This window comes from Pantoea sp. AG702 (assembly GCF_003182295.1).
Lineage (GTDB): Bacteria > Pseudomonadota > Gammaproteobacteria > Enterobacterales > Enterobacteriaceae > Pantoea > Pantoea ananatis.
Genome location: NZ_QGTU01000005.1, coordinates 95,795 through 119,734 on the forward strand (window position 1 = coordinate 95,795; position 23,940 = coordinate 119,734).

A 23,940-nucleotide genomic window follows, 5' to 3' on the forward strand; every position below is an offset into this window, starting at 1 on the left:
TCAGTCTCCTAACATAGATTTTGGTACTTTAAACACCGCTTTGCGGACCGTCATCGGTTCGTTGACCGCGCACAGCGCCTGATGAGGCTCACCGGGCAGAAATACCGCAAAGTCCCCTTTGCGTAGCGTTATGCTCACGGGCCATTCGCGGGGGCGGGTAATGAACAGATCGGGTTTCTTCTCTTCATCATCCGTCTTCGCGACGGACTGCGTACCGGCGTTGATAATCTCTTCGCCTTCCAGCATCACCTGAATATCCGCCCAAAGATGGTGATATTCGGTGTGCCGTAACGCGGCATCTTCGGTAGTGGCCTGCTGAATATTACAAAACCACGCAACATTTTCTGGCTGCCATTTACCGATATCTTTTGCTGCCAGTGCCTCAAACGTGCATGAGGGTAAACGGAGCAGGGCCAGTAAGGGTTCAGGTAATCCTGCCAGGGCCAGGTTGTTCAGGTTTCCAACAATCATCAGATTACTCCTTCACCCACTCAGGCGTGACGCGCGCGTATTTAATTGCCTGACGAAAATAGGTATAAGCGATATGCAAAGTCCCCCCAGCATCCTGCTTGATGCTGGGATAGGAAAATTCACGGTTGCGTTTTTCCTGAGAGTTATTGGTCATACAGTATCCATCGCCTTCATCGAGGTTTTTCTGCCATGGCCAGGTCTTGCCCCCATCCGCTGAAATAGCCACGGTCATGGGCGCGCGCGGTGCCCCCCAGAATGCGGTACGGCCTGTCGTTTCCGGCTCTTTTCTGCCATCACCGTCATCGATCTCATCATATAGAGAGGCACGACGTTCTGTGGCCCCGGCCGCACTCATATTGTTAAATACCAGCGCCAGCTCGCCGCTGTGCAGCGTCGTCACCTGAATAGAAGAGTTGTTGTTAGGTAAAACAGTGGCCTCGGGCGATGACCAGGTTTCTCCGCCATCGGTGGAGCGGCTCAGATAGATATGATCCGCCCAGCGGCTGCGGTAAAGGGCAACCAGCGAACCATCCTGCAAGGCGGTGATATTCATGTGTACACACCCCAGGCTGTCTGGCACGACCACATCTCGCCAGCTTTTGCCCTGATCAGACGAAATTTTCACCGCGCTGATATCATCATTACCTACCCACTTTTCACCTGGCTGGGTACGGCAGTAGAACACGGGCAGTAACCAGTTACCGTTATCCAGAACGGTAATGGGCTGACGGATAAAGGTGCCTGGCTTATCTAACAGCGTATCGATCGGGCCCCAGGTTTGGCCAAGATCGCTGGACTGGCGGTATCGGACAATCGCCGTATCCTGATTGCCGGAGATCTGCGCCGTCCACAATAGCCAGAGAACATTATTGGGCGCGAGAAACAGCACAGGGTTTTGCTCAGACCGCGTGGGATCGTCAGACAGTTTGACGGCTTCGCTCCAGGTGTCAGCGCCTGCCGGCAAGCGAGAGCACCAGACGGAGATATCGGCAATCCCTTCCTGTGTTCCGCCAAACCAGACGCAGAGCAGGGAACCGTCCTGCAGTGGCAAAATATTGGCGGCGTGGTTTTGCGGGCATGACGAAGGCAACATTGCCGTCATTACTCGGCCATCTTTTTCCCATGGCTTCAGATGGCCATCACGAATTACGGTTACGGTCATTTTATTCTCCTTTGCTTGCTGCATTTTTTGCCTCTTCAGCGGCCTGGATCCGGGCTTTACTTGGGATCATATGGTCAATAGCCATAATCAATGCTGGTGTCAGTAGCGCGATATACATGTTGTTGATACCAAAAGGATCGCCTAACAGATACCAGATGGAGGTCACCACACAGGCGCCCACCAGGCCCGCATTTGCCCCACGCGTACTTCTGTAGAACGGCGCGTAGAAGGCAATCACCGCAACAACGGTAATAGACAGACGAATAGCACGTGTAAAGAAAGAGAGTTTTAAGACTTCAGGCACGAACAGAACAAAAATCAACGGCAGGAAACCAATCAACAGTGATAACCAGCGCGTTGTTTTAAATTCCTGATCGGGCGTCGGTTTGAAATAAGGCACATAGAAATCTTTCACCACCAGTGAGGCGATCGCCAGAGCGACGGTACTGACGCTGACAAAGATGGAGGCCACCAGCGAGGTCGTTACCAGACCCGCCAGCCAGGGGTTCATGTCCTGCAAAAACACCGGCATGGCGTACAGGCTGTTAATCTCTGGATGCAGGTACTTTGCGGCCACACCGATCACCGCAATCGCCAGTGCAATCGGCATACAGAACAGGAAAGCAATCCACGTGGAGCGCTGTGCAGATTTCACGTCTTTAGTTGAGGAGATAGCCTGAATAACAAACTGTGTGCAGAAAATCGAACCAATAGTACCGATGAGCCAGGCAACGATGGTTGATACGCCGATATTACCATCCCAGGTCCAGTAATAGGCGGGCATTTCGTCGATCATAGGTTTGAAGCCGCCCGTTTGCGACAGTGCAAACCACAAAATAGCCAGAATACCAAAATACTTCAGCGCGCTGTGCAGCATGGTGACCCAGGCAATTCCCTTTAAACCACCAAACGCAAAGTAGAAGGTACTGACGATAGCGGTGATAAACGCAGCAATGGGCAGGGTAACGTGTAAGACCGTCGCGATAGCTGCGGCACCACTCACATAATTACCCACGTTTACCAGCAGCAGGGCATAAATCATAATCAGTGAAATGATATTCTTGGTACTGCTACCGTATTTTTCAGCGATGGCGCCCGAAATGGTAATTTTGCCGGTGTTATAAATACGTTTAACCAGAATCATACCAAATAACGGAAAACCGATTGCCGCACCAATAACAGACCATGACGCGGCAATACCGCCTTCAAAAGCGGCCTGCGCGGTGCCGATGGTCGACTTTGCCCCTATATATTCTGACATCAGCAGAATACCAACAATAAAGGCGGGCATGGCGCGTGAGCCTTCCATAAAATCGCCAGAGTTTTTACTGCGTAAGCGAAACGTTAGCCAGGTGGTAAATAAAATATAAGCCACCACGATGCCAATAATTATCAGGGTGTCCTGAGCGTTGAAAGTTTTCATTATAGCCTCAGATATAACAAGATAAATTCGGGGAGCACAGCGACTCCCTGTCTTTACGTTTTATTACTTCTTATTATCATTTCAGGTACAGGTTGATGATTCTGCGGATTTCATCTTCCTGTGCGGTATCAAAGTGAACGGCATAACGGCTTTCGCCCACGTTATAACCTAAAATCTGCAACGCTTTTTTAACTGCTGCGGGTGAAAATGCCACTTTATAAAGGTCTGTGCGTAAGCCCGTGACCTGCTCTTGCGCCAGCCGCGATCCTTCACGATCTCCGGCATGGAAGCGAGACCAGATAGCATTGATTTGACGCGGCGCGACGTTAGCCAGGCCTGAAATACAGGCTGAGCATCCCTCGACATAGCCCTGGTGAATCAGTGAGTCCGGACCGTTCAGAACATCGAAGTCTTTACTGTCCTTAACGGCATCCAGATAACCTTTCAGGCTTTCATAGCTTCCGGCGCTGTCTTTCACGCCAATAATATTCGGGTGTTCAGCAAGTGTGCGGGCCGTTTGTGGCTCGATCGTATTACCCGTCCTGGCCGGAATGTTATACAAAAACACCGGAACGGAAAGGGCATCCGCAATGACCGTGTAATGATGAATGAGTTCGCGCTGATTAAGCGGCACAAAATAAGGCGTAATCACCGAAACTGCGTCCACGCCCAGTTTTTCGATTTGTTTGCCCAGCCGAATGGTTTCGCGGGTGGAAATCTCACCAATATGCGCCACAACGTTTCCGCGCCCCGATACTTCATTAACACAGGTTTCAGTAACAGTGAGTTTCTCTTTCTCATTAAGGACAAAAAACTCACCGTTAGTGCCGCCACAGAAAATACCGTTGCCCGCATTAAGTTGGCGAATAACCTGACGCTTAAGTTCATCAAGGTTAAGTCCGCCTTCTTTATCAAAAGGGGTAACAATAGCTGTTAACACACCTTCAATTTTCTTACGCATTACCCACTCCTTTTTTAAATTAAATCCTGGGGAAAAGTGTCCGGTAAATTGCAGCCACATCCTGATGGCTGACTACGCAAGGCGAATTGTTCATCAATCGCTTCACGTTCAGAGCCGCTTCACTGAGGGAATCGATATCATCGGATGGCACACCCAGGGCTTCCAGGTTATCAGGCAGGTTGAGGCGTTTGACTAATTTGGCCAGATAGTCAACCAGCGCATGTGATTTCTCTTCCTGACTCAGCGTGGTATCGGCTTCCGGGATCAGATCCCAGACGTTGGCAAATTTCTCCACCGCAAAGGGCCGCACTACTTTCATGCAGGGCGCCAGCAGAATGGCGTTAGCGACACCGTGAGGCAGATGCCAGGTACCGCCTAAGGGATAGGACAGGGCATGAACAAGATGGGTACCGGCATGGGCAATGGCTGCACCGCCATAATAAGAGGCCCACAGCATTTCCAGCTTGGCTGTCAGGTTATGCGGTTCATTAACGGAGGTTTCCAGATGACGGAATAATTTATACAACCCCATGAGTGCAACATTGTCACCGACAGGATTCGAAATCGTCGCGGTGTAGCACTCAAGTAAATGGCACAGCGCATCAATTCCCGTTGAGGAGGCGATATGCGCGGGCATGCTGGTTGTCAGCTCAGGTATCAGGGCAACATAATCTGGCAGCATGACAGGCGAAATAATACCGACTTTGGTATTTTGCTCGGGAATGGCCAGAATGGCATTTGGGGTCGATTCCGATCCTGTGCCCGCAGTAGAAGGAATGAGCAGCGATGGCAAGCGTGCTTCAATTTTCTGACCGTCCAGCAGAGCCTTGAGCGAAGGACGGGACGCATGGCATAAAACCGAGAGGAGCTTCGCCACATCCAACACGCTTCCGCCACCAACACCCACGACCAAATCATAGGCCTTACCTGCCGTGCGCGTCAGCACTGTTTCAACGTCAGTATGCGTCGGCTCTGCCGGAACATCGTCAATGAGCTCTACCTGACGAGCATCCTGCCCCAGTAGCGTGAGGATCTGCGCTGTTGCCGGCAAATTCACAATGTTTTTATCTGTTAAAACCAGCAGTCGTTTTCTGCCCGCCACGACGGGTGCCAGTGCGTTTATCGCATGAGAACCGCTTAATATCGTGCTGTTAATTATGGCCACATTCTTCTCCCCATTTATGACTGAAATTCATCATGCTGCTGTAGCGCAATCACTCAGCGACTAAATTTATAAATAAAATGGCGCTTTATTAAATTGATCTTGCTCACATATAATCGATTGTGATTGAATATAATCAAATGATCGAGCGGGTGCTTTGCACACCTGGTCGCTGTATGTAAATGCGCCTTTAGCTGAAGCCGTCAGTGAGCAGCACGCGATTTGCTGCCTGGTGCGTGTTCCGTTGGTGATGCGCAGCGCACCGTCAAATGCGGTATTACTCAGGTGCGGAGATTGCGACGGCATCGTGCGCGACGGGATTCAGAATTGAGGGCCGGGCGGGTGATTGTGCGCCATACAGATACTTTCCCGGTCGCGGCCGGAGTCTGACTGTATTGATTAAAGTCGGTGTTTTCGGAGATGAAACCACCCTTTCAGAAATATTGAGCTTCGTTGAGGAGAAAACAGGTGACGAATACTGTTGCTATAACAATGGGAGATCCTGCCGGGATCGGTCCTGAAATCATTATTAAAGCGTTAGCCGAAGGTGCATTGAATGGTTCACCCGCGGTTGTTATCGGCTGCGCTGAGACTTTCCGCCGCATACTGGCCATGAACATCACACCTCAGGTTGAACTCCGGGTGATCGACCAGGTTTCTGAGGCACGGTTCACGCCCGGCATCCTTCATATTATTGATGAGAAGGTGGCGCATCCCGAAGCGTTGCAATGTGGTGTGGTTCAGCCAGAAGCCGGTGACGTGGCCTACCGTTGCATCAAGCGCGCGACAGAAATGGCGCTGCGTGGTGAGGTAAAGGCGATTGCGACTGCGCCGCTGAATAAAGAAGCGCTGCATCTGGCAGGGCATCACTATCCGGGCCATACCGAATTACTCGCGAAGCTAACGGACACCAAAGATTATTCGATGGTGCTCTACACCGATAAACTGAAAGTCATTCATGTCACCACACATATTTCCCTGCGCAAGTTTCTGGATACGCTGAGTCAGCCGCGGGTGGAAACGGTGGTGAGGATTGCCGATACCTTTTTACGCCGGGTCGGTTTCACCCAACCGCGTATTGCGGTGGCAGGAGTAAACCCACATGCGGGTGAAAATGGTCTGTTTGGCGATGAAGAGATCCATATTCTGACGCCCGCTGTCGAAGCGATGAAAGCGCAGGGCATGGATGTGTACGGCCCCTGTCCACCGGACACCGTTTTCATGCAGTGTAACGAAGGCATGTACGACATTGTTGTCGCCATGTATCACGATCAGGGGCATATTCCGCTTAAGCTGCTTGGCTTTTACGACGGGGTGAACATCACGGCAGGATTGCCTTTCCTGCGTACTTCAGCCGATCACGGTACGGCATTTAACATCGCCTGGACAGGTAAGGCTAATCCGGAGAGTATGGCGATATCAATTGATATGGCCATGAAGATTACCCGGGAGTAATAATTTATCGAAAGCTAATGCTTTCTGGTCACTCAGGCGATGGCAAGACATCGCCTTTTCTTCACCGGGCTGAAGCGTCATCGCTGTCCACAACCCATCCACCTCAACACGTTACCTCCACTTCGCTTGCAAATGACTACGAGCAGATAGTCATGCTCTATTACATAAGTTCTCTTTATTTAAGTTTTGATCGGCAGCGACCTGCCTCAGTGGGATAATATGAATGGATTGTCTCAGTGCTGTAGCGACTTTCTTATGTCAACGTCATTAACATTCGCCGCTCAGTTAATAACTCGGAGATGTACATTGAAGTTTACGGATTTTAAGCAACCGGTGTGATTATTCATTTTTTAGGTGATCGCTGCCTCATATTATCTGGTTAAAAATGTCACATTTATTACCTATAAAGAAAATGGAAAGATAAGTTTTCATTGTTATCAACCTTAACCGACTTTTCTGTTTCTGTATGACCGACGGCCGTTACGCTAACGCTATGAATATTCAGCATACATGGCCGATCTTTTTTGATGTTTAATCATTTTTACGTTTTATACATTGTCAGAAAGGCGCGCATAGTGACGCGGCTATTTTCATCGCATGATAAATCCCGCATGATGGTGTCGTATTATTTCCACCTCAATTCTGAGGTTATTGTTATATCTTCCTGTGCATTTCATCTATGCACCAGACTTATTCGACGCGCATTTTTCTGCGTATGAAAATGGATAACTGGAGAAATAAACATGAACTATCCTGCCGAGCCTTTCCGCATTAAAAGTGTTGAAACCGTATCAATGATCTCACGCGATGAGCGTGTTAAAAAAATGCAAGAAGCGGGCTATAACACGTTTTTACTGAATTCAAAGGATATCTACATCGATCTGCTGACAGACAGCGGTACAAATGCCATGAGTGACAAGCAGTGGGCAGGGATGATGATTGGTGATGAAGCCTACGCAGGCAGTGAAAACTTCTACCATCTCGAAAAAACGGTGAAAGAGTTGTTTGGTTTCAAACACATCGTTCCAACCCACCAGGGACGCGGGGCGGAAAACCTGCTCTCGCAGCTGGCCATTAAGCCCGGTCAATATGTCGCAGGAAATATGTACTTTACAACAACCCGCTTCCATCAGGAAAAAAATGGCGCAACCTTTGTGGATATTGTCCGCGATGAAGCACATGACGCCAGCCTGAATCTCCCCTTTAAAGGTAATATTGACCTGAATAAATTAGCGACGCTCATTAAAGAAAAAGGCGCCGAGAACATCGCCTATATCTGCCTTGCGGTCACCGTGAATCTGGCGGGTGGGCAGCCCGTTTCAATGGCGAATATGCGTGCCGTACATGAAATGGCCAGCACGTATGGCATTAAGATCTATTACGATGCTACCCGTTGCGTTGAAAATGCCTATTTTATCAAAGAGCAGGAGGCGGGCTACGAGAACGTCAGTATCAAAGATATCGTGCATGAAATGTTCAGCTATGCCGATGGGTGCACCATGAGCGGTAAAAAAGATTGTCTGGTGAATATCGGCGGCTTCTTGTGTATGAACGATGAGGAGATGTTCTCAGCGGCAAAAGAGTTGGTTGTCGTTTATGAAGGTATGCCGTCATACGGCGGGCTGGCCGGTCGGGATATGGAAGCAATGGCTATTGGGCTACGTGAAGCCATGCAGTATGAATATATTGAACACCGGGTCAAACAGGTGCGCTATCTGGGCGATAAACTCCGTGAAGCCGGCGTACCCATTGTTGAACCGACGGGCGGACATGCGGTATTTCTTGATGCTCGTCGTTTCTGTCCACACCTGACGCAGGATCAGTTCCCTGCGCAGAGCCTGGCAGCCAGCATCTATATGGAAACCGGCGTGCGAAGTATGGAACGTGGAATTGTTTCTGCCGGTCGTAGCAAGGAAACGGGGGAGAACCATCGCCCCAAACTGGAGACGGTACGTCTCACTATTCCACGCCGTGTTTACACTTACGCGCACATGGATGTTGTTGCCGATGGCATCATTAAACTGTACCAGCATAAAGAAGATATTCGTGGTCTGACGTTTGTTTATGAACCTAAACAACTTCGCTTCTTTACTGCGCGTTTTGACTTTATTTAATACGACCCTGGCCCCGCTGGGGCCCTGTTTCTCTCCTATCACCCTTCCTTTATTTCAGACCTGCCGCCATGGCAGGTCTGCAGTCGAACCGTTATTATCCAGCGGATTCAGAATGACGCCAAAATGATAATAAAGAGTCAACAGGAGAATTTCTCATGGTTATTAAGAAAACAACACCCGGTTTAATGAGTGGAACGATGCTTATCATTGCCACCGTCATAGGTGGCGGTATGTTCTCACTGCCGATTGCTATGGCTGGCATATGGTTTCCAGGCGCATCAATTATTTTAACGCTCATTGCCATAATGATGCTGTTAACCGGACTGATGCTGGTTGAAGTCAATCTCCATTATGGCGGTGGTGCGAGTTTTAACACCTTCACACAGGATTTATTAGGTCATAAATGGAATGTTGTGGTGGGTATCGCATTTGGCTTTGTCTTGTATATTTTAACTTATGCTTATATTTCTGGCTCTTCTGCTGTCATCTCTCAGACGGTAGAAAAATACAGCGGATTTTATCTTCCAGCCCGCTTATCTGTGATCATCGTAAGCGTGTTGGTCGGTGGCATCGCATGGTACAGCTCACTTTTGGTTGGTCGTATTACAACGGTGTTAATTATCGGGAAGTTTGTTGCCTTTTTTGCTACCTTCTCTGGCCTGATATGGCATGTCGAAGGCGCTAAACTTATTGACAGTGCCGCCTGGGCGCTGCCTGACACGCAATATCTGCCTTATATTTTAATGACGCTACCTTTCTGCATCATCTCTTACGGTTTCCACGGCAACGTGCCCAGTCTGGTGAAGCTGTATGGCACTCAGGGGGTTAAGAATATCACCCGGTCGATTTTTATTGGCACGGCTTTCGCTCTGCTGCTTTACATATTCTGGTTGGTCGTCACCATGGGCAATATCAGCCGCGCCGATTTTTCGCCCATTATCGCCAAAGGGGGGAATATTGATGTATTTGTCGAGGCAATAGGGGGCTTATTTACCAGCACGTCTATGGATCTGATCCTCACTTTCTTTGGTAATTTTGCGGTAGCCAGTTCATTGCTAGCCGCGACGCTGGGGCTTTTCGATTATATTGCCGATCTGTTTCATTTTTCAGACGACCGTTCTGGCCGGTTTAAGACGGCCCTGGTAACGTATTTGCCACCCGCTGTCGTTTGTTTCATCCTGCCCGGTGGCTTTGTCTATGCAATTGGCTATGCCGGTCTGGCCTTTACGATCTGGAGCGTTATTCTGCCGCCTTTTCTTGTGAAAGCGGCCCGCAAGCGTTTTCCCACTGCAGTCTATACCGCACCCTGTAATAACATGATCCTTAATCTGGTTATCGTGGTGGGGGGATTCGTATACCTGACGGTGGTACTTGATGTATTCCGGCTGCTGCCTTCGTTTAGCTAAAGTGAAGCGAGCGCGATGTGTGCACCTTATCACCATCACCATCCTGTGCTCTCGTGCTGCCTGATTAGCCCAGTGTCCCTTGCCGGGGGCTGAGCGACTCACGTCTTCCACACTTCTCAGGCTTCAGCCGCGATGCTCCCACGGACAAGCTGGCTGAAGCTCAGTGTCAGGGCTCAGTGAGCCCCGATCGACAAAGCGTATAACTACCTGTTATTCAAGGTGTGATGACAGGCAGCAGGCTAAAGGGTAATACCCTGTTGCTGCAGTCGCGTTGCGCGGAATCTTACCTGAAGGCAAACATGCATCTCTTCATGGCAACATCCTGAGATGAGGTCTGAGCAATGTGAATTGGGGTTTTAACAAGAGCGGCCCTCATTAAAACCAGTCAGAGGGCCAGGAGAGATCGGGACAGTGGTATTTATTTTGCTGATTTATTATTGATTTTTACTCGTTCAGTTAACAGACTGGTTTCAAGATCAGAAAAATTCAGGGTTCTCAAGAAGGCAGGATTAATATTCTTACAGGGTAACAGTCGGGTATCACCAAGGTTATTGACAAGAATGAGGTAAGGATTTGTTCCTTGCATATCAATCACAGAGTTCAATTTCCACATAATTTCCTCCTTGGTTCATGGATGTCATGAACACAGCTGGAATTATGCGTGGTAATCCGCCGGAAAAATGAGGAATCAGTGCTACCTGATGCTCTGTTTCCCTCATGGTAAGCATTAAATTATAAATACTTGATGTACATCTATGTCATTAAATTGTCACAATGAAAGCCATCGCGAATCGCGTAAGAAATAACTAACTCAAACTTGATCGGACCGACGATGAAACAGTGTTGTCATAATGGAGCTAGTTATGAAGGGTTCATTTTCCTGCATCACAAGTTTTGAATAAATTTGAATTTATTTTACATGACGCCCTGTCAGGCATTACGCTTTTTTCCGGATATAAGCATTTTTCGCCAGAGACGGTGCTGTCTCTGATTACTTATGTCTTAAAATATTAATAACATATAAACCACCAATTTAACCTCATGGAAACAGGCTTGTGAGGTGTATTCCTTAAATGCGTGTTATTTATTTCGCTATCTCATCCCAGCACATGTCACAATTCAGGTGTTGCTTCTGGTATGGTAGTGGACTTGCATATTTTCATAGCGGTAATCTTGGTTTTGACAAAAAAATTGTTCAACGCACAATCTGCAATCCACTAATTGATCATTTTGTCGCGGCGGTCATTTAATTTTAATTACCCTTTTTTTCATCAATGCTGTTATGTCACGCAAGGACACAGCGAATCATGCCGGAAATAACCAAATAATAACTTTAATTAACAGTGAGATTACAATGCCAAATAAATTACTCAGTGCTAACGCCACCGTTCCACAGTGGGATCGCCATAATCTGGTTCCGAGAATCGTTCATCTCGGATTTGGTGCGTTTCACCGTGCCCATCAGGCTGTCTATGCAGACGTTCTTGCTGCTGAACACAGCAGCGACTGGGGTTATATTGAAGTCAATCTTATCGGCGGTGAGCAACAGATTGCCGATCTCAAGCGTCAGGATTTTCTCTATACCGTGGCAGAAATGTCCGCCAGTGCGTGGTCAGGCAGGGTGGTTGGCGTCGTCAGGCAGGCGCTTCATGCGCAGGTTGATGGCACTGAAGCCGTGCTGGAGGCGCTATGCCAGCCGCAGGTTGCCATTGTGTCGTTAACGATTACCGAAAAGGGCTACTGCCACGCGCCCGCGACAGGCGAACTGATGCGTGACCATCCCCTCATCGTAGCTGACTTAGCACAGCCCCATCAGCCCCATTCCGCCCCAGGCATCATCGTTGAAGCGCTGGCCCGCCGCAGAGCGGCGGGGTTAGCCGCCTTCAGCGTCATGTCCTGCGATAACATTCCTGAAAATGGCAGGGTGATTGCCGGGGTCGTTTGCGCCTATGCGCGGCAATGCGATCGCGAACTGGCAAGCTGGATCGAACAGCACGTCACTTTTCCTTCTACCATGGTGGATCGTATCGTACCCGCCGTTACCCAGGAAAGCCTGAATAAAATTGCACAGGTGACAGGAGTGCAGGATGCTCTGGCGGTGGCCTGTGAACCCTTCAGGCAATGGGTGATAGAGGATAACTTCGTAGCCGGACGTCCTGAGTGGGAAAAGGCCGGCGCAGAACTCGTTAACGATGTTGTCCCGTACGAAGAAATGAAGTTGCGCATGTTAAACGGCAGTCACTCATTTCTGGCCTATCTTGGTTATCTGGCGGGCTATGAACATATTTGTGACTGCATGGAGGATCCCGATTTCAGTCGGGCAGCACGAACGTTGATGCTGCAGGAGCAGGCACCGACATTGCAAGTTAAGGGCGTGGATCTGACGCGTTATGCTGACCTGCTGATCGCGCGCTTTGAAAACCATGCGTTAAAGCACCGTGCCTGGCAGATAGCCATGGATGGCAGCCAGAAACTTCCTCAGCGCTGGCTGGACTCGGTTCGTTGGCATCTCAGATACGAAAGTGATTTTGACCTGCTCGCCCTGGGCATTGCCGGTTGGATGCGCTATGTCTCAGGCGTAGACGAGCAGGGAAATCCGATTGAAGTGATCGACCCGTTATTACCCACTTTGAACGCTGCTGTGGGATCCAGTGCTGATGGCGAGGCGAGGGTGAAAGCATTATTAGGTGTCGATGCCATTTTTGGTGAGGCGCTGGCAAATAATGCGTGCTTTGTGGAGCAGGTAACCCGTGCCTATCAGCTTCTGCTTGATAAAGGGGCGAAAGGCGCGGTAGCCGCTGCCGTTGCGCATTAATCTTCAGTGAGGCAAGCCACGGGCAGTGGCTTGCCTGGCGATTACAGGTTATCGTTTGGACGGCCAGACTGGTCGGCAACGACGCCCGTATCTGGTTTGAGTTCGCGCGTAAACCAGCTTACGACTTCCTGGATAACCTCCGGCTGGTACCAGGTGAGGTCGGCATGCTCTGCCCCTTTCACCACAACGTAGTCCACTTTCTCACCGGCTTTCCTGAGGGCATCAAACAGCTGCGCACTTTGATGGGGCGATACCAGAGAATCTTTATCACCGTGCATAATCAGGAAAGGCGGCTTGCTGTTTCGTAAATGTCCCATAGGGCTGGCATGCCGTGCTTTTGCCGTGTCGTCCATGATGCTTGCGCCAGCAAACTCACGAAAGGCTGGACCGTGCACCAGCAATGCCTCGGTTACCGCAGGTGACTGATGAACTTTTTGAATTTCATCGGCATAACTTTCGCCAATGTTAAGGAGGTCGGATATGCCATATAGCGTTGCCACTGCCTGCACATCAGAGGATTTATCGGTGAAATCACCGCGATCAAACGCCGTTTCCCCCTGTGTGGTGCCGAGCATTTGCACAAGCCATCCCCCAGCCGAATCGCCGAGTACACCAATGCGCGCGGGATCAATGCCGTATGTCTCGGCATGTTGTCGCAAATAGCGCACTGCCGCTTTACCATCATTTACCGGAGCCGGGAAGGTATTCGGTACAACGCGATATTCCGCAGCGGCCACAACAAAGCCAGCCTCTGCCAGCGCCATACGCATCTGGATGTACTTATCGTGATTGGCACTGGTAAAACCGCCACCGGGAAAATAAATGATGGCGGGTTTAGGCGCGTCGGTGCGGGGCACTAACAGCGACATATGGAGCGGCCTGGTCTCTCTTGCCGTCGTGATTTGTGAATAAACGATGCCACTTATGGCATCTATCTGATTGCGTGTTGGTTTGACCTGAATAACCTTTGCACCCTCACGATAACCCGTCAGATCGTTATGCTCTGTCGCCATCGCGCTCCCCATTGTCATCATTACTGCTAACCCACCAATTAAAAAATTGTGGCATAGATTCATAATTTTTCCCCAGACGTTGAGAGAAATGCTCTCAATTGAACAAAAAAACCTGCATTGAGGCTGTCATTTTCAGCAATCAGACGGTAATGCATAAACGGCAAAGAGAAGTTGAGCGAGATTATGAAAGCCGGATTTTGGGGGAAAGATTGCGGAGTGATGAGGCGCGAGCCAAACCTTGTGGCGGTCTGGCCCGATGAGATTAGCGAATGACGATGGTAAGCAGGATAAAAACGACTGCGATAGCTACCACCTGAATAAAAATCCGATCAAGCGTGAATTTACGCATAGCGTCACCTCACGGCGTGAGTATTTGCCAGATACCCAATCCTGTCAGGATCAGGCCGGTTAAAAGAAAAATGAACGAAATTGCGCTTTCAGATGAAAACTTCATGATGTGCTTCCTTGTCATTATGATGACGGTTAATCGCATCCGTTGATGTGAACATTAACGTCACCTGGTGAGACAGCGTCCGGCTTCTGCCTGTCAGAAACCTATGCCGTTATCCCGGCCCGAGTGCGCTGATGTTTCGGCGGCAGGCACCTCTTTATTACGCCGCTCGATATCAATGTTGCATCAGGTGATAAGTCTGACGGTTTAACGATAGACGGTAAGCCTCTTTATCGGCTGATTTTGGCGTCATGTTCCTGTGCGGCTATCCGCATGCATGGCGACAAAAAAGGGATGATCCAGCCTGCTGTTACGCTGCTCGTGTAGGAATAACTGCGGCGACAGCAAGACATCGCGTCAATAAGGCTTACAGCGATTGCACTCGCTTTGCGGGAGGAGGGAATAGCGCGTTTTTGAACAGTAACATGACCACAGTCCTCATTCGTTAACTGCTGGCTGACCAGAATGGCGATTGTCATGCGGGTAATCATGGTCAGCTTTGCGAAACAGCCATCCGAACCTTCAATCACGCCGATACCATGAAGCCTGAATGAATGCGTGCCTAGTATAATCAGGATGCAACGTGAGTAAAGCCAATACCTGTGGGTGAGTGAGGATAGGTTTAAGTTACTCAGACATGAAATTATCGTTGCTGATTTCCGGTCACGGTTATCAGCCCTTACCAGTGCCTCTGATTCAGGGCGCTTTCACGCCATTCGCCATTCGCAGTTGCGAAGGGGTCAAGCCTGTCACCTGTTTGAAGCGGTGGCTGAAATGACTTAGCGAACTAAAGCCAGTATCCAGTGCGATTTGCGTCAACGGCAGCGAGGTTGACTGCACCATCTGCTGTGCTTTTTCCATGCGGCGCTGCATGACGTACTGATGCGGCGCAATACCGAGCGACTGGCGAAACATCCTGGCAAAATGGTACTCACTCAGGTTTGCCTGAGTGGCCAGTGCATCAAGCGTGAGGGGCAATGCCAGGTGCGCATCAATAAAAGCCAGCGTATTGCGTAATACAAAGGGGGCCAGTCCACCCGTTACCGTCGGAGGCCGCCACTGAACGCTGGAATAGTGCTGGATCAGATGAGTTAATAACAGGGTGCTGGCAGTGCTCAACATGAGGTGATTTGCGGGCTGCTGCCAGTCACAGCTGAGTAAGAACTGGCGATACAACGTGGTGATACTGGCATCACTGCAAAATATTTTCTCATCCAGGGCAATCGACAGCGGGCTGCGATCCCATATTTTCTCGCCCACATCGCGTAAATGCTCATCTGTGCAATAGAGATGTACAAAAGAGAGGTTATTACGTACGTCCCATGTGGATTCGCTCTGCTGCGGCATCAGGCAGAATTTATCTGGCCCACCGCCGTTTCGCCAGCCGGAAGCGGTTTTATGGTAACTCTCATAGCCATCGGCAACATACAGGCTTAGCGTGTGATGGTTACTGTTTACGGTAATCCTGTCTTGCTTGTTGTGCCACGCTGCCAGCCGGATGCCGGAGTTAAGCATGACCGATTCGCGCAACACAGCTTTATTTTGACGCAGTATTTCAAACGTGTCGTAAACGCGAGACATAACTCTTTTCCGCCCGTTCATCAGAGGCTCAGTCTAGGGCGAGAGCCGGCAGGTAGCCAGATCTGTATCGTTAAAATGCGCAAGATTTTGCAAATCAGACGCAGGTTCATAGAAGCGTGCGTCCTCATCAGTTGGGACACTGTGTTCTGCTTCGTTTAAAGGAAAAAGCATGAACGCATTACTCTATGCTGTGGTCGTGGTTATCTGGGGTACAACCTGGATTGCCATCTTTTTGCAACAAGGGCCCGTTGATGTCACGGTGTCCGTTTTCTGGCGCTTCGCCATAGCCAGTATTTTATTGCTGACGCTCCTGCAGATAATGGGGCGCCTGCGCAGATTATCGCCGCGCGATCATCTGTTTTGCGCTTTGCAGGGCTGCTGTGTATTTTGCTTTAATTTTTGGTGCTTTTACACCGCCGCCGGTTATATCAATACCGGTTTAGAGTCCGTGATTTTTTCCATGGCGGTGCTGTATAACGCAGTAAACAGTTATCTGTTTTTTGGGCAGCGCCCCCAGCCGCGTTTCTGGTTTGCGGTCACGCTGGGATTAACGGGCATGATCCTGTTGTTTTGGGACGATCTGCACATCAGCGGCGCAAGCGGTGGACTGTGGCGAGGCATCGGCCTGTCGGCGTTGGGCACGTTTGGCTTTTCTCTGGGCAACATGATCAGCCTGCGGCATCAGCGCAGACAGCTGGAAACCATGACCACTAACGCCTGGGCTATGTTATACGGCGCAATGGTCATGGGCATTATCGCTCTGCTTCGTGGCGTGAGTTTCTCACCGCTCTGGACACTGAGCTACCTCAGTGCCTTGCTTTATTTGTCCATATTCGGTTCGGTCATTGCGTTTTGGGCGTATTTCACCCTGGTCAGACGTACGGGCGCCGCTAAAGCCGCATACACAACACTGATGTTTCCGTTGGTTGCCCTCACCTTATCGACGGTTTATGAAGGCTATCACTGGCAAAGCCACAGCGTGGTGGGATTGCTGATGATCCTGGGCGGTAACCTGGTGATGTTCGGACGTCCCTTGCGCTGGCCAAAACCGAAACCCATGCCGGGCACGCTATAAAGCAGTGATCAGATAAGGCGTTATTCACTGGCTTGCGGAATGCTCTGCGGCTGAAGTTGATATATCCATGCGGTGACACTGTCACCGTTTTCCAGGGCCACCTTAACGCTGATCCGGTCATAACCCTCCTCAAATTCATCCAGCATCGGCCAGTGTAGGTACAGATTGTCCGAGGAAAAAAGAAAGCCCTGCACTTGTGGCCCGCGATCGTCCACAACAATACCGGGGAAGCCTGCAGCCGCGCCGCGCCCTTCAGTAAAAAAAACGCCCCGGACAACTCCGGCCTGCCAGGCGCCACCGATGTTCTCCAGAAGAGAGGCGTTACTGCGGCCCGGACACAGGGTGCCATAAACAAACAACCTTTCCATATTCGTCTCTGTCACAAAAAATGCCACCTTACCTGTCTGGAATGTCGTTGTCATCAGGCAGGGGCGATCAGGTCACGAGTCTGTATATCAGGCTGATAAACAACAACCTTATGCAAGGCAACGCGCAAATAGAACAGGGTTTAATCGCTAAAGGCTGAGGCAAGTCATTATTTTTTATTCCCGTCAGCGGTTGAGTGACTTAGTCTTTATTTTCTATTTATCAAGTTTTAGAAATTAAATATATCTCTGATTAACAGGTAAAGCTGGTTTGTACTGTGCCGATAAGAATGCATTGCGATAACCTTTTTTCAATTTCACACTCAGGGGCTTTTATGACTATTACCCAGCGTTTGGTGCTGGCATTTTCATTGCTGGCGTTATCACTTTGTGCGCTCGTTGCTGTTTCATTATCCGTGATATCCGGTTTCCAGTCGCGCTTTGAATATGTTCAGGTGAATGCGATACCCAGCATTAAAGATCTGAACAAGTCAATCAGTGCAACTAACCAGCTCGGGCTGGCATTGTATCGTCATCAGTCGATGGCCGACAGCGCGAAACAGTCCGCAGCTGAAGATAAAATCAATGGCATTCTTGATAATATTAAATCGCTGAATGACTACTATATGGCGAATGATATTTCCAGTGATGAAGATAAAGCGATGACGGTACAGGCGCAACGTAACCTTGACGCGGTTCGTAGCACGCTTCCGGCATTTCTTGCAGCTTCGCGCAGTCACGATAATGCCCTGTCGCTAGAACAGCTTCAGGGCGAAAACGGCATTGGCGCCGCTGCCCGCAAAATGGAGTCTGACTTCACCAAACAAATCGATTTGAATATTAAAATTGGTGATGGATTAAGAGCAGAGAATAACCGTATTTATTCACAGACGTTTTGGATGATGACAAGTGCATCCGTGCTGGTTATTGTGTTACTCGGCCTGTTCTCTGTCAGTATTATTCTGGGAATTAAAAGAAGCCTGACCAGCATTAAAGATACGATGTCGACCGTCAGTAATAACCTTGATTTAACCTGTTCAGCGCCTGTCCTCAGAAACGATGAAATAGGCCAGACCGCATCAGCGTTTAATGATTTGTTGAAACGTGTATCCACCACTCTGATGTCTGTGAACCATTCAGCGCAATCTGTCAGTACGGGCGCGACGCAAATCGCAGCGGGCAATGAAGACCTGTCATCGCGTACGGAACAACAGGCGGCTTCACTGGAAGAAACGTCAGTCAGTATGGCGACGCTGAGCGATACCGTGCGTCAGAATGCGGAAGGTGCGGTACAGGCCAGCAATCTGGCAAATAATGCCAATACGCTGTCCAAACAAAACGGCTCCGCAGTCAGTCAAATGTTGACGACGATGGGCGACATTCGCGGCAGTTCTGCCAAAATTTCTGAAATCACCGGGCTTATTGAGGGGATTGCTTTCCAGACCAATATCCTGGCGCTTAATGCCGCGGTAGAAGCGGCACGTGCCGGTGAACACGGTAGGGGGTTCGCGGTCGTCGCCTCTGAGGTCCGTAATCTGGCACAGCGCTCTTCGTCCGCAGCCCGGGAGATTAAAGATCTTATCAACGTGTCAGTTTCACAAGTTGAGCAGGGCCTTGAGCAGGCAACAAGCGTGGGCAGCAATTCAGACAACGTCAGCAATGCTATTCAACAGGTCGCTGATTTAGTCAATGAAATTGCGGCCGCTACGGCCGAGCAGAGTAAAGGCATTGAGCAGGTTCATCTGGCCATCGGGCAAATGGATGAAGTGACGCAGCAAAACGCCTCACTGGTTGAAGAAGCGTCTTCGGCGTCTAAATCTCTGCAGGAGCAGGCAGAAACGCTGTCGAGACTGGTTTCAACCTTTAAGGTTAATGACAGTGTCACCCAGGTTGCTTCACCAGCCAGTGTGCCGGTGAGCCCGTCAGTACCCGCATTGAAAAGGCCGGATTTGAAAGCAGTCAACGTCGATAAGGTTAACTGGGAAAGTTTCTGATGCCTTCTTTAGGGATCTAAGCCCGCCGGTGCCTGCTGGCGACAAAAAGCGCTGTGTACGACAGCGCTTTTTTATTGCCCGATGCACGTCTTTTCTGCCAGTAAAGCGGGTGAGCGTGTCGCTTGTTGTCCTGGGTAACAGGCAGGCCTGATCAGGCCCCCTGTTACTGCCGGTTATCACTCACTGATCTTGCACCTGATTCTGACGGCGTCCTTCTCTTTGCATGACCAGGCTGAGCGAGGCCGGTAACAGCGTTAACGTGACCAGCGTTCCGGTGACCAGACCGCCGATAATGGCGTACGCCATTGGCCCCCAGAACACCTGCCGGGAGATGGGCAACATGCCGAATATCGCCGCACAAGCCGTCAGTAATATTGGTCGGGCGCGATGAATAGCCGCGTGATAAATCGCCTCGTTGTGCATCATGCCTGCCTGAGTATTACTGTCCACCTCACTGATCATGATCACCGCGTTACGGATGATCATGCCTGCCAGCGCGATAATCCCTAACAGCGCAACAAATCCCATTGGCGTTCCACTCGGCAACATGGCGATAACGATGCCGGGTAAGCCGAAAGGGGCCATCAGCAGCGCCAGCAACATTCTTGAGAAGCGTTTCAACTGCAGCATCAACAGGATAAGCATCACACTCAGCGTGACCGGCAACACCGCAAACACCGATCGGTTACCTTTATCCGATTCGGCGACGGTACCGCCTTCTTCAATATGATAGCCGGCAGGCAAGGACGCGCGGAATGTATCCAGTTCGGGCTTCAGCTGATCTGAAACGTTTTCAGCACGCGCCGTAGGGGCAATATCGGTTTGCACCGTAATGTAAGGCTGGCGCTGACGTCGCCAGATAACCGGATCCTCAAGCTGCCATTTCAATGTCGCAACCTGACCCAGTGGGATTTTCTGTCCAGAGGCGGTATCCAGCATCAGACCGTTGAGGATATCGGTATTTTGCCGTTCCTCATCGTTTCCCCTGAGCACCACATCAATCAGTCGGTTACGATCACGGATCGTGGTTACCGTACTGCCTGACGTCACAGTATTCAGCATGGAGGCAATGCTTTCAGAAGAGACACCAACCGCACGCGCTGCCGTCTGATTGACATCAAGTCTGATAACCCGCTCGGGTTCACCTGCTGTCATATTCACCTCACGCGTATTTGGCGATCGTGACAGCTGTAAGGCCAGTTTTTCCGCAATTTCACGAACCTGCCTGTAGTCGGGGCCTGTAACGCGGTACTTTAGCGGCCAGCCAATCGGTGGCCCCAGTTCAAGGGGCGAAACGCGCGAGGTGATATCACTAAAGTCACGTGCCAGGATGTGATCCAGCTTGTTGCGTACTCTTTCACGAGCGTCAAGGCTCTTCGCAACCACCACCAGCTGGGCAGTATTTTCATTGTCCAGCAAGACCTCCATCGGCAAATAGAAACGTACCGCGCCAGAGCCGACATAACTGGAGAAATGATCGATGTCGTTATCGCTGCGTATCAGGTTTTCCAGTTGTCCGGTTCGCCGGGTGGTTTCGGTTTGAGAGGCATTCGCGGGCAATGTCAGGTTCACTAACAGCTCAGGGCGGTCTGAAGCGGGGAAAAATTCCCCCTGCATCAGCGTTGTGCCGAAGATCCCCATGCCCAGCAGCAGGAGGGCGAGAGTGACCGTCGTCCAGCGATACCTAAGCGTTTGATCGAGCAGGCGGCGATAAAATCGGCCCATCAGCCCCGGCTGTTTGTGCGTTGCGTGGGCGCTATCTGTCAGCAGCCAGGTGCCTGTCACGGGTGAAAACAGAATAGCCACCACCCAGGAGCAGAGCAGAGAAATCAAGACAACCGCAAAAAGCGAGTAACAATATTCGCCCGCGCTGGAGGCGGCAAAGCCCACCGGGATAAAACCGGCTATCATCACCAGCGTGCCCGTCAGCATAGGGAAGGCCGTGGTTTTAAACGCAAATGTTGCCGCCTGCCATTTGCTGTCGCCTGCTTCAATGCGTGACACCATGGTTTCCACCGTGATCATCGCATCATCAACCAGCAGCCCGAGTGCAATAATTAAGGCGCCCAGTGAAATACGTTGCAAACCTATCCCTGCAAACGTCATTCCGACAAACGTCATGGCCAGCACCAACGGGATCGCCGCCGCGACCACCAGCCCTGCCCGAAAACCCAGTGAAAAAAAGGATATCGCCAGGACAATGATGACGGCTTCCGCCAGCACCTGAACAAATCCGCTAACCGCCGTTTTGACGACGGTGGATTGATCGGCGACTTTTATCATATTGATACCATGCGGTAACTGGCTGGCGATAATTGCCATCCGCTGATTGAGTGCCTGGCCAAATCTGAGCATGTTGCCAGAAGGGGCCATGGAAACCGCCAGCCCAATGGCGGGCTCACCATTGACACGAAAGGTGGAAGAGGGTGGCTGTGAGGGCTGAAGCGAGATCGTCGCAATATCCGACAGCGGGATAAAGCGCTGACCAATGCGCAGTGTAACCGCCTCCAGGTTTGCCACCGTCGTCAGCGCACCGCTGACACGAAGCGCAATATTCTCTTTATCGGTGCGTATTTCCCCCGCGGGCGCCACGGCATTCTGCGCCGTTAATGCATCGCTGACTTGCTGAAGCGTAAGGCCCATACCATCCAGCTTCCTGGGTGAGAAGGCGATAACAATCTGCTCCTCCTGTTCACCCAACAGGGTAATTTTGCCCGTATCAGGCACATCCATCAGGTCACGACGAATATTATCGACCTTATCGCGCAGTTCGCGTGGGCTGAAGCCATCGGCGGTAAAACCATAAATGGTGCCAAACGTATCACCAAACTCATCATTGACGCCTGGGCCCTGAACGCCTTGCGGCAGGCTTGGGGCGATATCCTGCATTTTTTTCCGGATCTGGTACCAGATGGTTGGAACCTGTGCCGGGGGCGTATCATCGCGCAGATTAACAAATATCACCGTCTTGCCAGCCCGCGTTTCACTTTCAATAAAATCCAGCGAAGGCGTTTCCTGAAGCTTTTTTTCCAACGTATCGGTGACCAACTGCATGGTGTCTTCGACCGTGGCGCCAGGCCACTGTGCCGACACCACCGCCGTTTTAATCGTAAAGGCGGGATCTTCATTACGCGGCAGATCGATGTAGCTGAGAACACCCGTCGTCATCACTAACAGCATAAAGAAGATCACCAGCTGCTGGTGCGCTAGCGCCCAGGCGGACAGGTTAACGCCGTGCAGAGTGCTGTCCGGTTTCATTTGTCGTTCTCCTCAAGCCTGACGCGCTCGCCTGGCAGCAATGTTTTTACGCCTGCGGTGACCACGCGCTCGCCCGGCTGCACGCCAGCGCTGAGATAGATCTGCTGTGCATCAAACCGCGTCAGTTGGATGGGCCTGACCTGAATCTGCTGGGTTTTGCTGTTAACGACGAAGACGGCAGGCCGCTCCCCGGCTCGCGTGAGTGCACTGGCTGGCAGCGCAATGACCTGGTCCACTTTTCCGGGAAAAGTGCCCAGTACCGTTGAACCCAGTGCCATATCGGCTGGCGGATTGGTCAGCGTCACGCGAAGCCGCCAGGTGCGGGTTTGTGAATCGGCCTGCGGGCTGATATCACGAAACTGCCCGTCCGCCTTCAGCGCAGGATTGGATAACAGCGCGATCCGGATCGGCGTGGTTGTCGCCTTTTCTGTGAGTGTAGGTTCGGCGAGGTCAAACACGGCATCGCGCTTGCCGTCGGCTGCCAGCGTCATGACCGTCTGCGCCGCACTCACCACCTGCCCGGGCTGAACGTTTATCGAGGTGATCACGCCGTCACGCGGTGCGGTGAGCTGTGTCCAGGCCATATTATCGCGCGCATTTTTAAGCGCAGCCTCACTGCTTTGACGGCGGGAAACGGCGACCTGCCAGTCACCTTGCGCGCTATCTAACTGCGCGCGGGAGATGGCACCGCCCGGCATGAGCAGCTTCATACGGTGAAGCGTGAGAGCGGCAACGCGCTCCGATGCCCGTGCACTGTTGAGATCGGCCGTCGCGCTGCTGAGCTGATTTTGGGCAGCGTTACTCTCTAATGTCGCAAGCACCTGACCTGCGGTAACGTGCTGACCCATATCGGTCGTTCGGGCGGTTACCCGACCCTCCAGTCTGAACGCTAACGCTATTTCTTCGTGCGCCCGGATCTCACCCGTTTGCGTCATAAGACCGCCACTGGAAAAGGGCGGTACCGTCAGGGTACGGACGGGACGTAGCGTGTCCCGCTGGGCAGGCTTTTCATCTCTACACCCTGCAAGTATCAAGATGCCCACCACGAACAGTGGCGGTACAGCAGCGTTGAAGAGGGTGAGGTGGCGCAGCGCCTGGCGAGCAAAACAAGGAATAAAATCTGTCATAGCCGGATTCCTTAAATGAGACAGCCTCATTTAACGTGGCTTATGTCCAGAATCCTTTTATGAATCATCAAGAAATGGTCAAGGTCAGCAAAAATGCCTGGCGCAGG

At 50.9% G+C, this 23,940-nt stretch carries 19 protein-coding genes; 6 read left to right on the forward strand and 13 right to left on the reverse strand.

Going from position 1 to position 23,940, the window contains the following annotated elements; genetic code table 11:
* From DFO57_RS15050 to DFO57_RS15070, 5 genes are all read right to left on the reverse strand, one after another.
* Nucleotides 1–471: a YhcH/YjgK/YiaL family protein gene (locus DFO57_RS15050; protein WP_013027811.1), complete on the reverse strand. Its 471-nt coding sequence runs from the start codon at nt 469–471 to the stop codon at nt 1–3.
* 4 nt (nt 472–475) lie between these two features.
* Nucleotides 476–1,633: an exo-alpha-sialidase gene (locus tag DFO57_RS15055; protein WP_014598171.1), complete on the reverse strand. Its 1,158-nt coding sequence runs from the start codon at nt 1,631–1,633 to the stop codon at nt 476–478.
* Nucleotide 1,634: 1 nt separating this feature from the next.
* Complete coding sequence (locus DFO57_RS15060) at nt 1,635–3,056, reverse strand: sodium:solute symporter family protein (RefSeq protein ID WP_110015483.1); 1,422 nt, start codon at nt 3,054–3,056, stop codon at nt 1,635–1,637.
* Nucleotides 3,057–3,132: 76 nt separating this feature from the next.
* Entirely contained in the window at nt 3,133–4,017 is an 885-nt protein-coding gene (locus DFO57_RS15065) for a dihydrodipicolinate synthase family protein (protein WP_072138393.1), read from the reverse strand.
* 19 nt (nt 4,018–4,036) lie between these two features.
* Nucleotides 4,037–5,182, reverse strand: coding sequence for an iron-containing alcohol dehydrogenase (locus tag DFO57_RS15070; RefSeq protein ID WP_013027815.1), 1,146 nt, complete (start codon nt 5,180–5,182; stop codon nt 4,037–4,039).
* 465 nt (nt 5,183–5,647) lie between these two features.
* Between DFO57_RS15070 and DFO57_RS15075 the strand changes: the two genes are divergently transcribed.
* The 3 genes from DFO57_RS15075 (at nt 5,648) to DFO57_RS15085 (ending at nt 10,154) form a co-directional block, all read left to right on the forward strand.
* The gene (locus DFO57_RS15075; protein WP_110015484.1) at nt 5,648–6,634 is read left to right on the forward strand and encodes a D-threonate 4-phosphate dehydrogenase; all 987 of its coding nucleotides are present in this window, start codon (nt 5,648–5,650) and stop codon (nt 6,632–6,634) included.
* A 743-nt stretch (nt 6,635–7,377) separates the two neighbouring features.
* Nucleotides 7,378–8,748, forward strand: a complete 1,371-nt coding sequence (locus tag DFO57_RS15080; RefSeq protein WP_022622990.1) for a tyrosine phenol-lyase — start codon at nt 7,378–7,380, stop codon at nt 8,746–8,748.
* A gap of 155 nt (nt 8,749–8,903) precedes the next feature.
* Nucleotides 8,904–10,154: an aromatic amino acid transporter gene (locus DFO57_RS15085; protein ID WP_014598168.1), complete on the forward strand. Its 1,251-nt coding sequence runs from the start codon at nt 8,904–8,906 to the stop codon at nt 10,152–10,154.
* Nucleotides 10,155–10,572: 418 nt separating this feature from the next.
* On the opposite strand, the gene DFO57_RS15090 is transcribed toward DFO57_RS15085, so the two are convergent.
* Nucleotides 10,573–10,767, reverse strand: coding sequence for a hypothetical protein (locus tag DFO57_RS15090; RefSeq protein ID WP_013027819.1), 195 nt, complete (start codon nt 10,765–10,767; stop codon nt 10,573–10,575).
* A gap of 741 nt (nt 10,768–11,508) precedes the next feature.
* On the opposite strand from DFO57_RS15090, the gene DFO57_RS15095 reads away from it, so the two are divergent.
* The gene (locus DFO57_RS15095) at nt 11,509–12,969 is read left to right on the forward strand and encodes a mannitol dehydrogenase family protein (RefSeq protein ID WP_110015485.1); all 1,461 of its coding nucleotides are present in this window, start codon (nt 11,509–11,511) and stop codon (nt 12,967–12,969) included.
* Nucleotides 12,970–13,010: 41 nt separating this feature from the next.
* On the opposite strand, the gene DFO57_RS15100 is transcribed toward DFO57_RS15095, so the two are convergent.
* The 4 genes from DFO57_RS15100 to DFO57_RS15110 form a co-directional block, all read right to left on the reverse strand.
* Nucleotides 13,011–14,045, reverse strand: a complete 1,035-nt coding sequence (locus DFO57_RS15100; RefSeq protein WP_014604605.1) for an alpha/beta hydrolase — start codon at nt 14,043–14,045, stop codon at nt 13,011–13,013.
* Nucleotides 14,046–14,244: 199 nt separating this feature from the next.
* Nucleotides 14,245–14,331 carry a magnesium transporter protection protein MgtU gene (gene mgtU, locus DFO57_RS23090; protein ID WP_353938854.1) on the reverse strand — a complete coding sequence of 29 codons (87 nt, stop codon included), beginning with the start codon at nt 14,329–14,331 and terminating at the stop codon, nt 14,245–14,247.
* 332 nt (nt 14,332–14,663) lie between these two features.
* Nucleotides 14,664–14,963, reverse strand: coding sequence for a hypothetical protein (locus DFO57_RS15105; protein WP_110015486.1), 300 nt, complete (start codon nt 14,961–14,963; stop codon nt 14,664–14,666).
* A 166-nt stretch (nt 14,964–15,129) separates the two neighbouring features.
* Complete coding sequence (locus DFO57_RS15110; protein WP_014604607.1) at nt 15,130–16,014, reverse strand: helix-turn-helix domain-containing protein; 885 nt, start codon at nt 16,012–16,014, stop codon at nt 15,130–15,132.
* A gap of 169 nt (nt 16,015–16,183) precedes the next feature.
* Here DFO57_RS15110 and DFO57_RS15115 point away from each other — a divergent pair, with 169 nt between their 5' ends.
* The gene (locus DFO57_RS15115) at nt 16,184–17,089 is read left to right on the forward strand and encodes a DMT family transporter (RefSeq protein WP_013027824.1); all 906 of its coding nucleotides are present in this window, start codon (nt 16,184–16,186) and stop codon (nt 17,087–17,089) included.
* 20 nt (nt 17,090–17,109) lie between these two features.
* On the opposite strand, the gene DFO57_RS15120 is transcribed toward DFO57_RS15115, so the two are convergent.
* Complete coding sequence (locus tag DFO57_RS15120; RefSeq protein WP_014333089.1) at nt 17,110–17,457, reverse strand: gamma-glutamylcyclotransferase family protein; 348 nt, start codon at nt 17,455–17,457, stop codon at nt 17,110–17,112.
* Nucleotides 17,458–17,789: 332 nt separating this feature from the next.
* Between DFO57_RS15120 and DFO57_RS15125 the strand changes: the two genes are divergently transcribed.
* A complete protein-coding gene (locus DFO57_RS15125) occupies nt 17,790–19,448 on the forward strand; it encodes a methyl-accepting chemotaxis protein (protein WP_014333091.1) in 1,659 nt (552 codons plus the stop codon).
* Nucleotides 19,449–19,628: 180 nt separating this feature from the next.
* On the opposite strand, the gene DFO57_RS15130 is transcribed toward DFO57_RS15125, so the two are convergent.
* Nucleotides 19,629–22,706 (reverse strand): efflux RND transporter permease subunit, encoded by a 3,078-nt coding sequence (locus DFO57_RS15130; RefSeq protein WP_110015487.1) that lies wholly within the window; start codon nt 22,704–22,706, stop codon nt 19,629–19,631.
* A complete protein-coding gene (locus DFO57_RS15135) occupies nt 22,703–23,833 on the reverse strand; it encodes an efflux RND transporter periplasmic adaptor subunit (RefSeq protein ID WP_014604610.1) in 1,131 nt (376 codons plus the stop codon). Before DFO57_RS15135 ends, DFO57_RS15130 begins: the two co-directional genes overlap by 4 nt.
* Nucleotides 23,834–23,940 lie beyond the last annotated feature (107 nt).

Bases quoted from the DNA above. Each gene is read 5' to 3' on its own strand.
- DFO57_RS15050 (WP_013027811.1), bottom strand. From the start codon at position 471: ATGATTGTTGGAAACCTGAACAACCTGGCCCTGGCAGGATTACCTGAA.
- DFO57_RS15055 (WP_014598171.1), bottom strand. From the start codon at position 1,633: ATGACCGTAACCGTAATTCGTGATGGCCATCTGAAGCCATGGGAAAAA.
- DFO57_RS15060 (WP_110015483.1), bottom strand. From the start codon at position 3,056: ATGAAAACTTTCAACGCTCAGGACACCCTGATAATTATTGGCATCGTG.
- DFO57_RS15065 (WP_072138393.1), bottom strand. From the start codon at position 4,017: ATGCGTAAGAAAATTGAAGGTGTGTTAACAGCTATTGTTACCCCTTTT.
- DFO57_RS15080 (WP_022622990.1), top strand. From the start codon at position 7,378: ATGAACTATCCTGCCGAGCCTTTCCGCATTAAAAGTGTTGAAACCGTA.
- DFO57_RS15085 (WP_014598168.1), top strand. From the start codon at position 8,904: ATGGTTATTAAGAAAACAACACCCGGTTTAATGAGTGGAACGATGCTT.
- DFO57_RS15090 (WP_013027819.1), bottom strand. From the start codon at position 10,767: ATGTGGAAATTGAACTCTGTGATTGATATGCAAGGAACAAATCCTTAC.
- DFO57_RS15095 (WP_110015485.1), top strand. From the start codon at position 11,509: ATGCCAAATAAATTACTCAGTGCTAACGCCACCGTTCCACAGTGGGAT.
- DFO57_RS15100 (WP_014604605.1), bottom strand. From the start codon at position 14,045: ATGAATCTATGCCACAATTTTTTAATTGGTGGGTTAGCAGTAATGATG.
- mgtU (WP_353938854.1), bottom strand. From the start codon at position 14,331: ATGCGTAAATTCACGCTTGATCGGATTTTTATTCAGGTGGTAGCTATC.
- DFO57_RS15110 (WP_014604607.1), bottom strand. From the start codon at position 16,014: ATGTCTCGCGTTTACGACACGTTTGAAATACTGCGTCAAAATAAAGCT.
- DFO57_RS15115 (WP_013027824.1), top strand. From the start codon at position 16,184: ATGAACGCATTACTCTATGCTGTGGTCGTGGTTATCTGGGGTACAACC.
- DFO57_RS15120 (WP_014333089.1), bottom strand. From the start codon at position 17,457: ATGGAAAGGTTGTTTGTTTATGGCACCCTGTGTCCGGGCCGCAGTAAC.
- DFO57_RS15125 (WP_014333091.1), top strand. From the start codon at position 17,790: ATGACTATTACCCAGCGTTTGGTGCTGGCATTTTCATTGCTGGCGTTA.
- DFO57_RS15130 (WP_110015487.1), bottom strand. From the start codon at position 22,706: ATGAAACCGGACAGCACTCTGCACGGCGTTAACCTGTCCGCCTGGGCG.
- DFO57_RS15135 (WP_014604610.1), bottom strand. From the start codon at position 23,833: ATGACAGATTTTATTCCTTGTTTTGCTCGCCAGGCGCTGCGCCACCTC.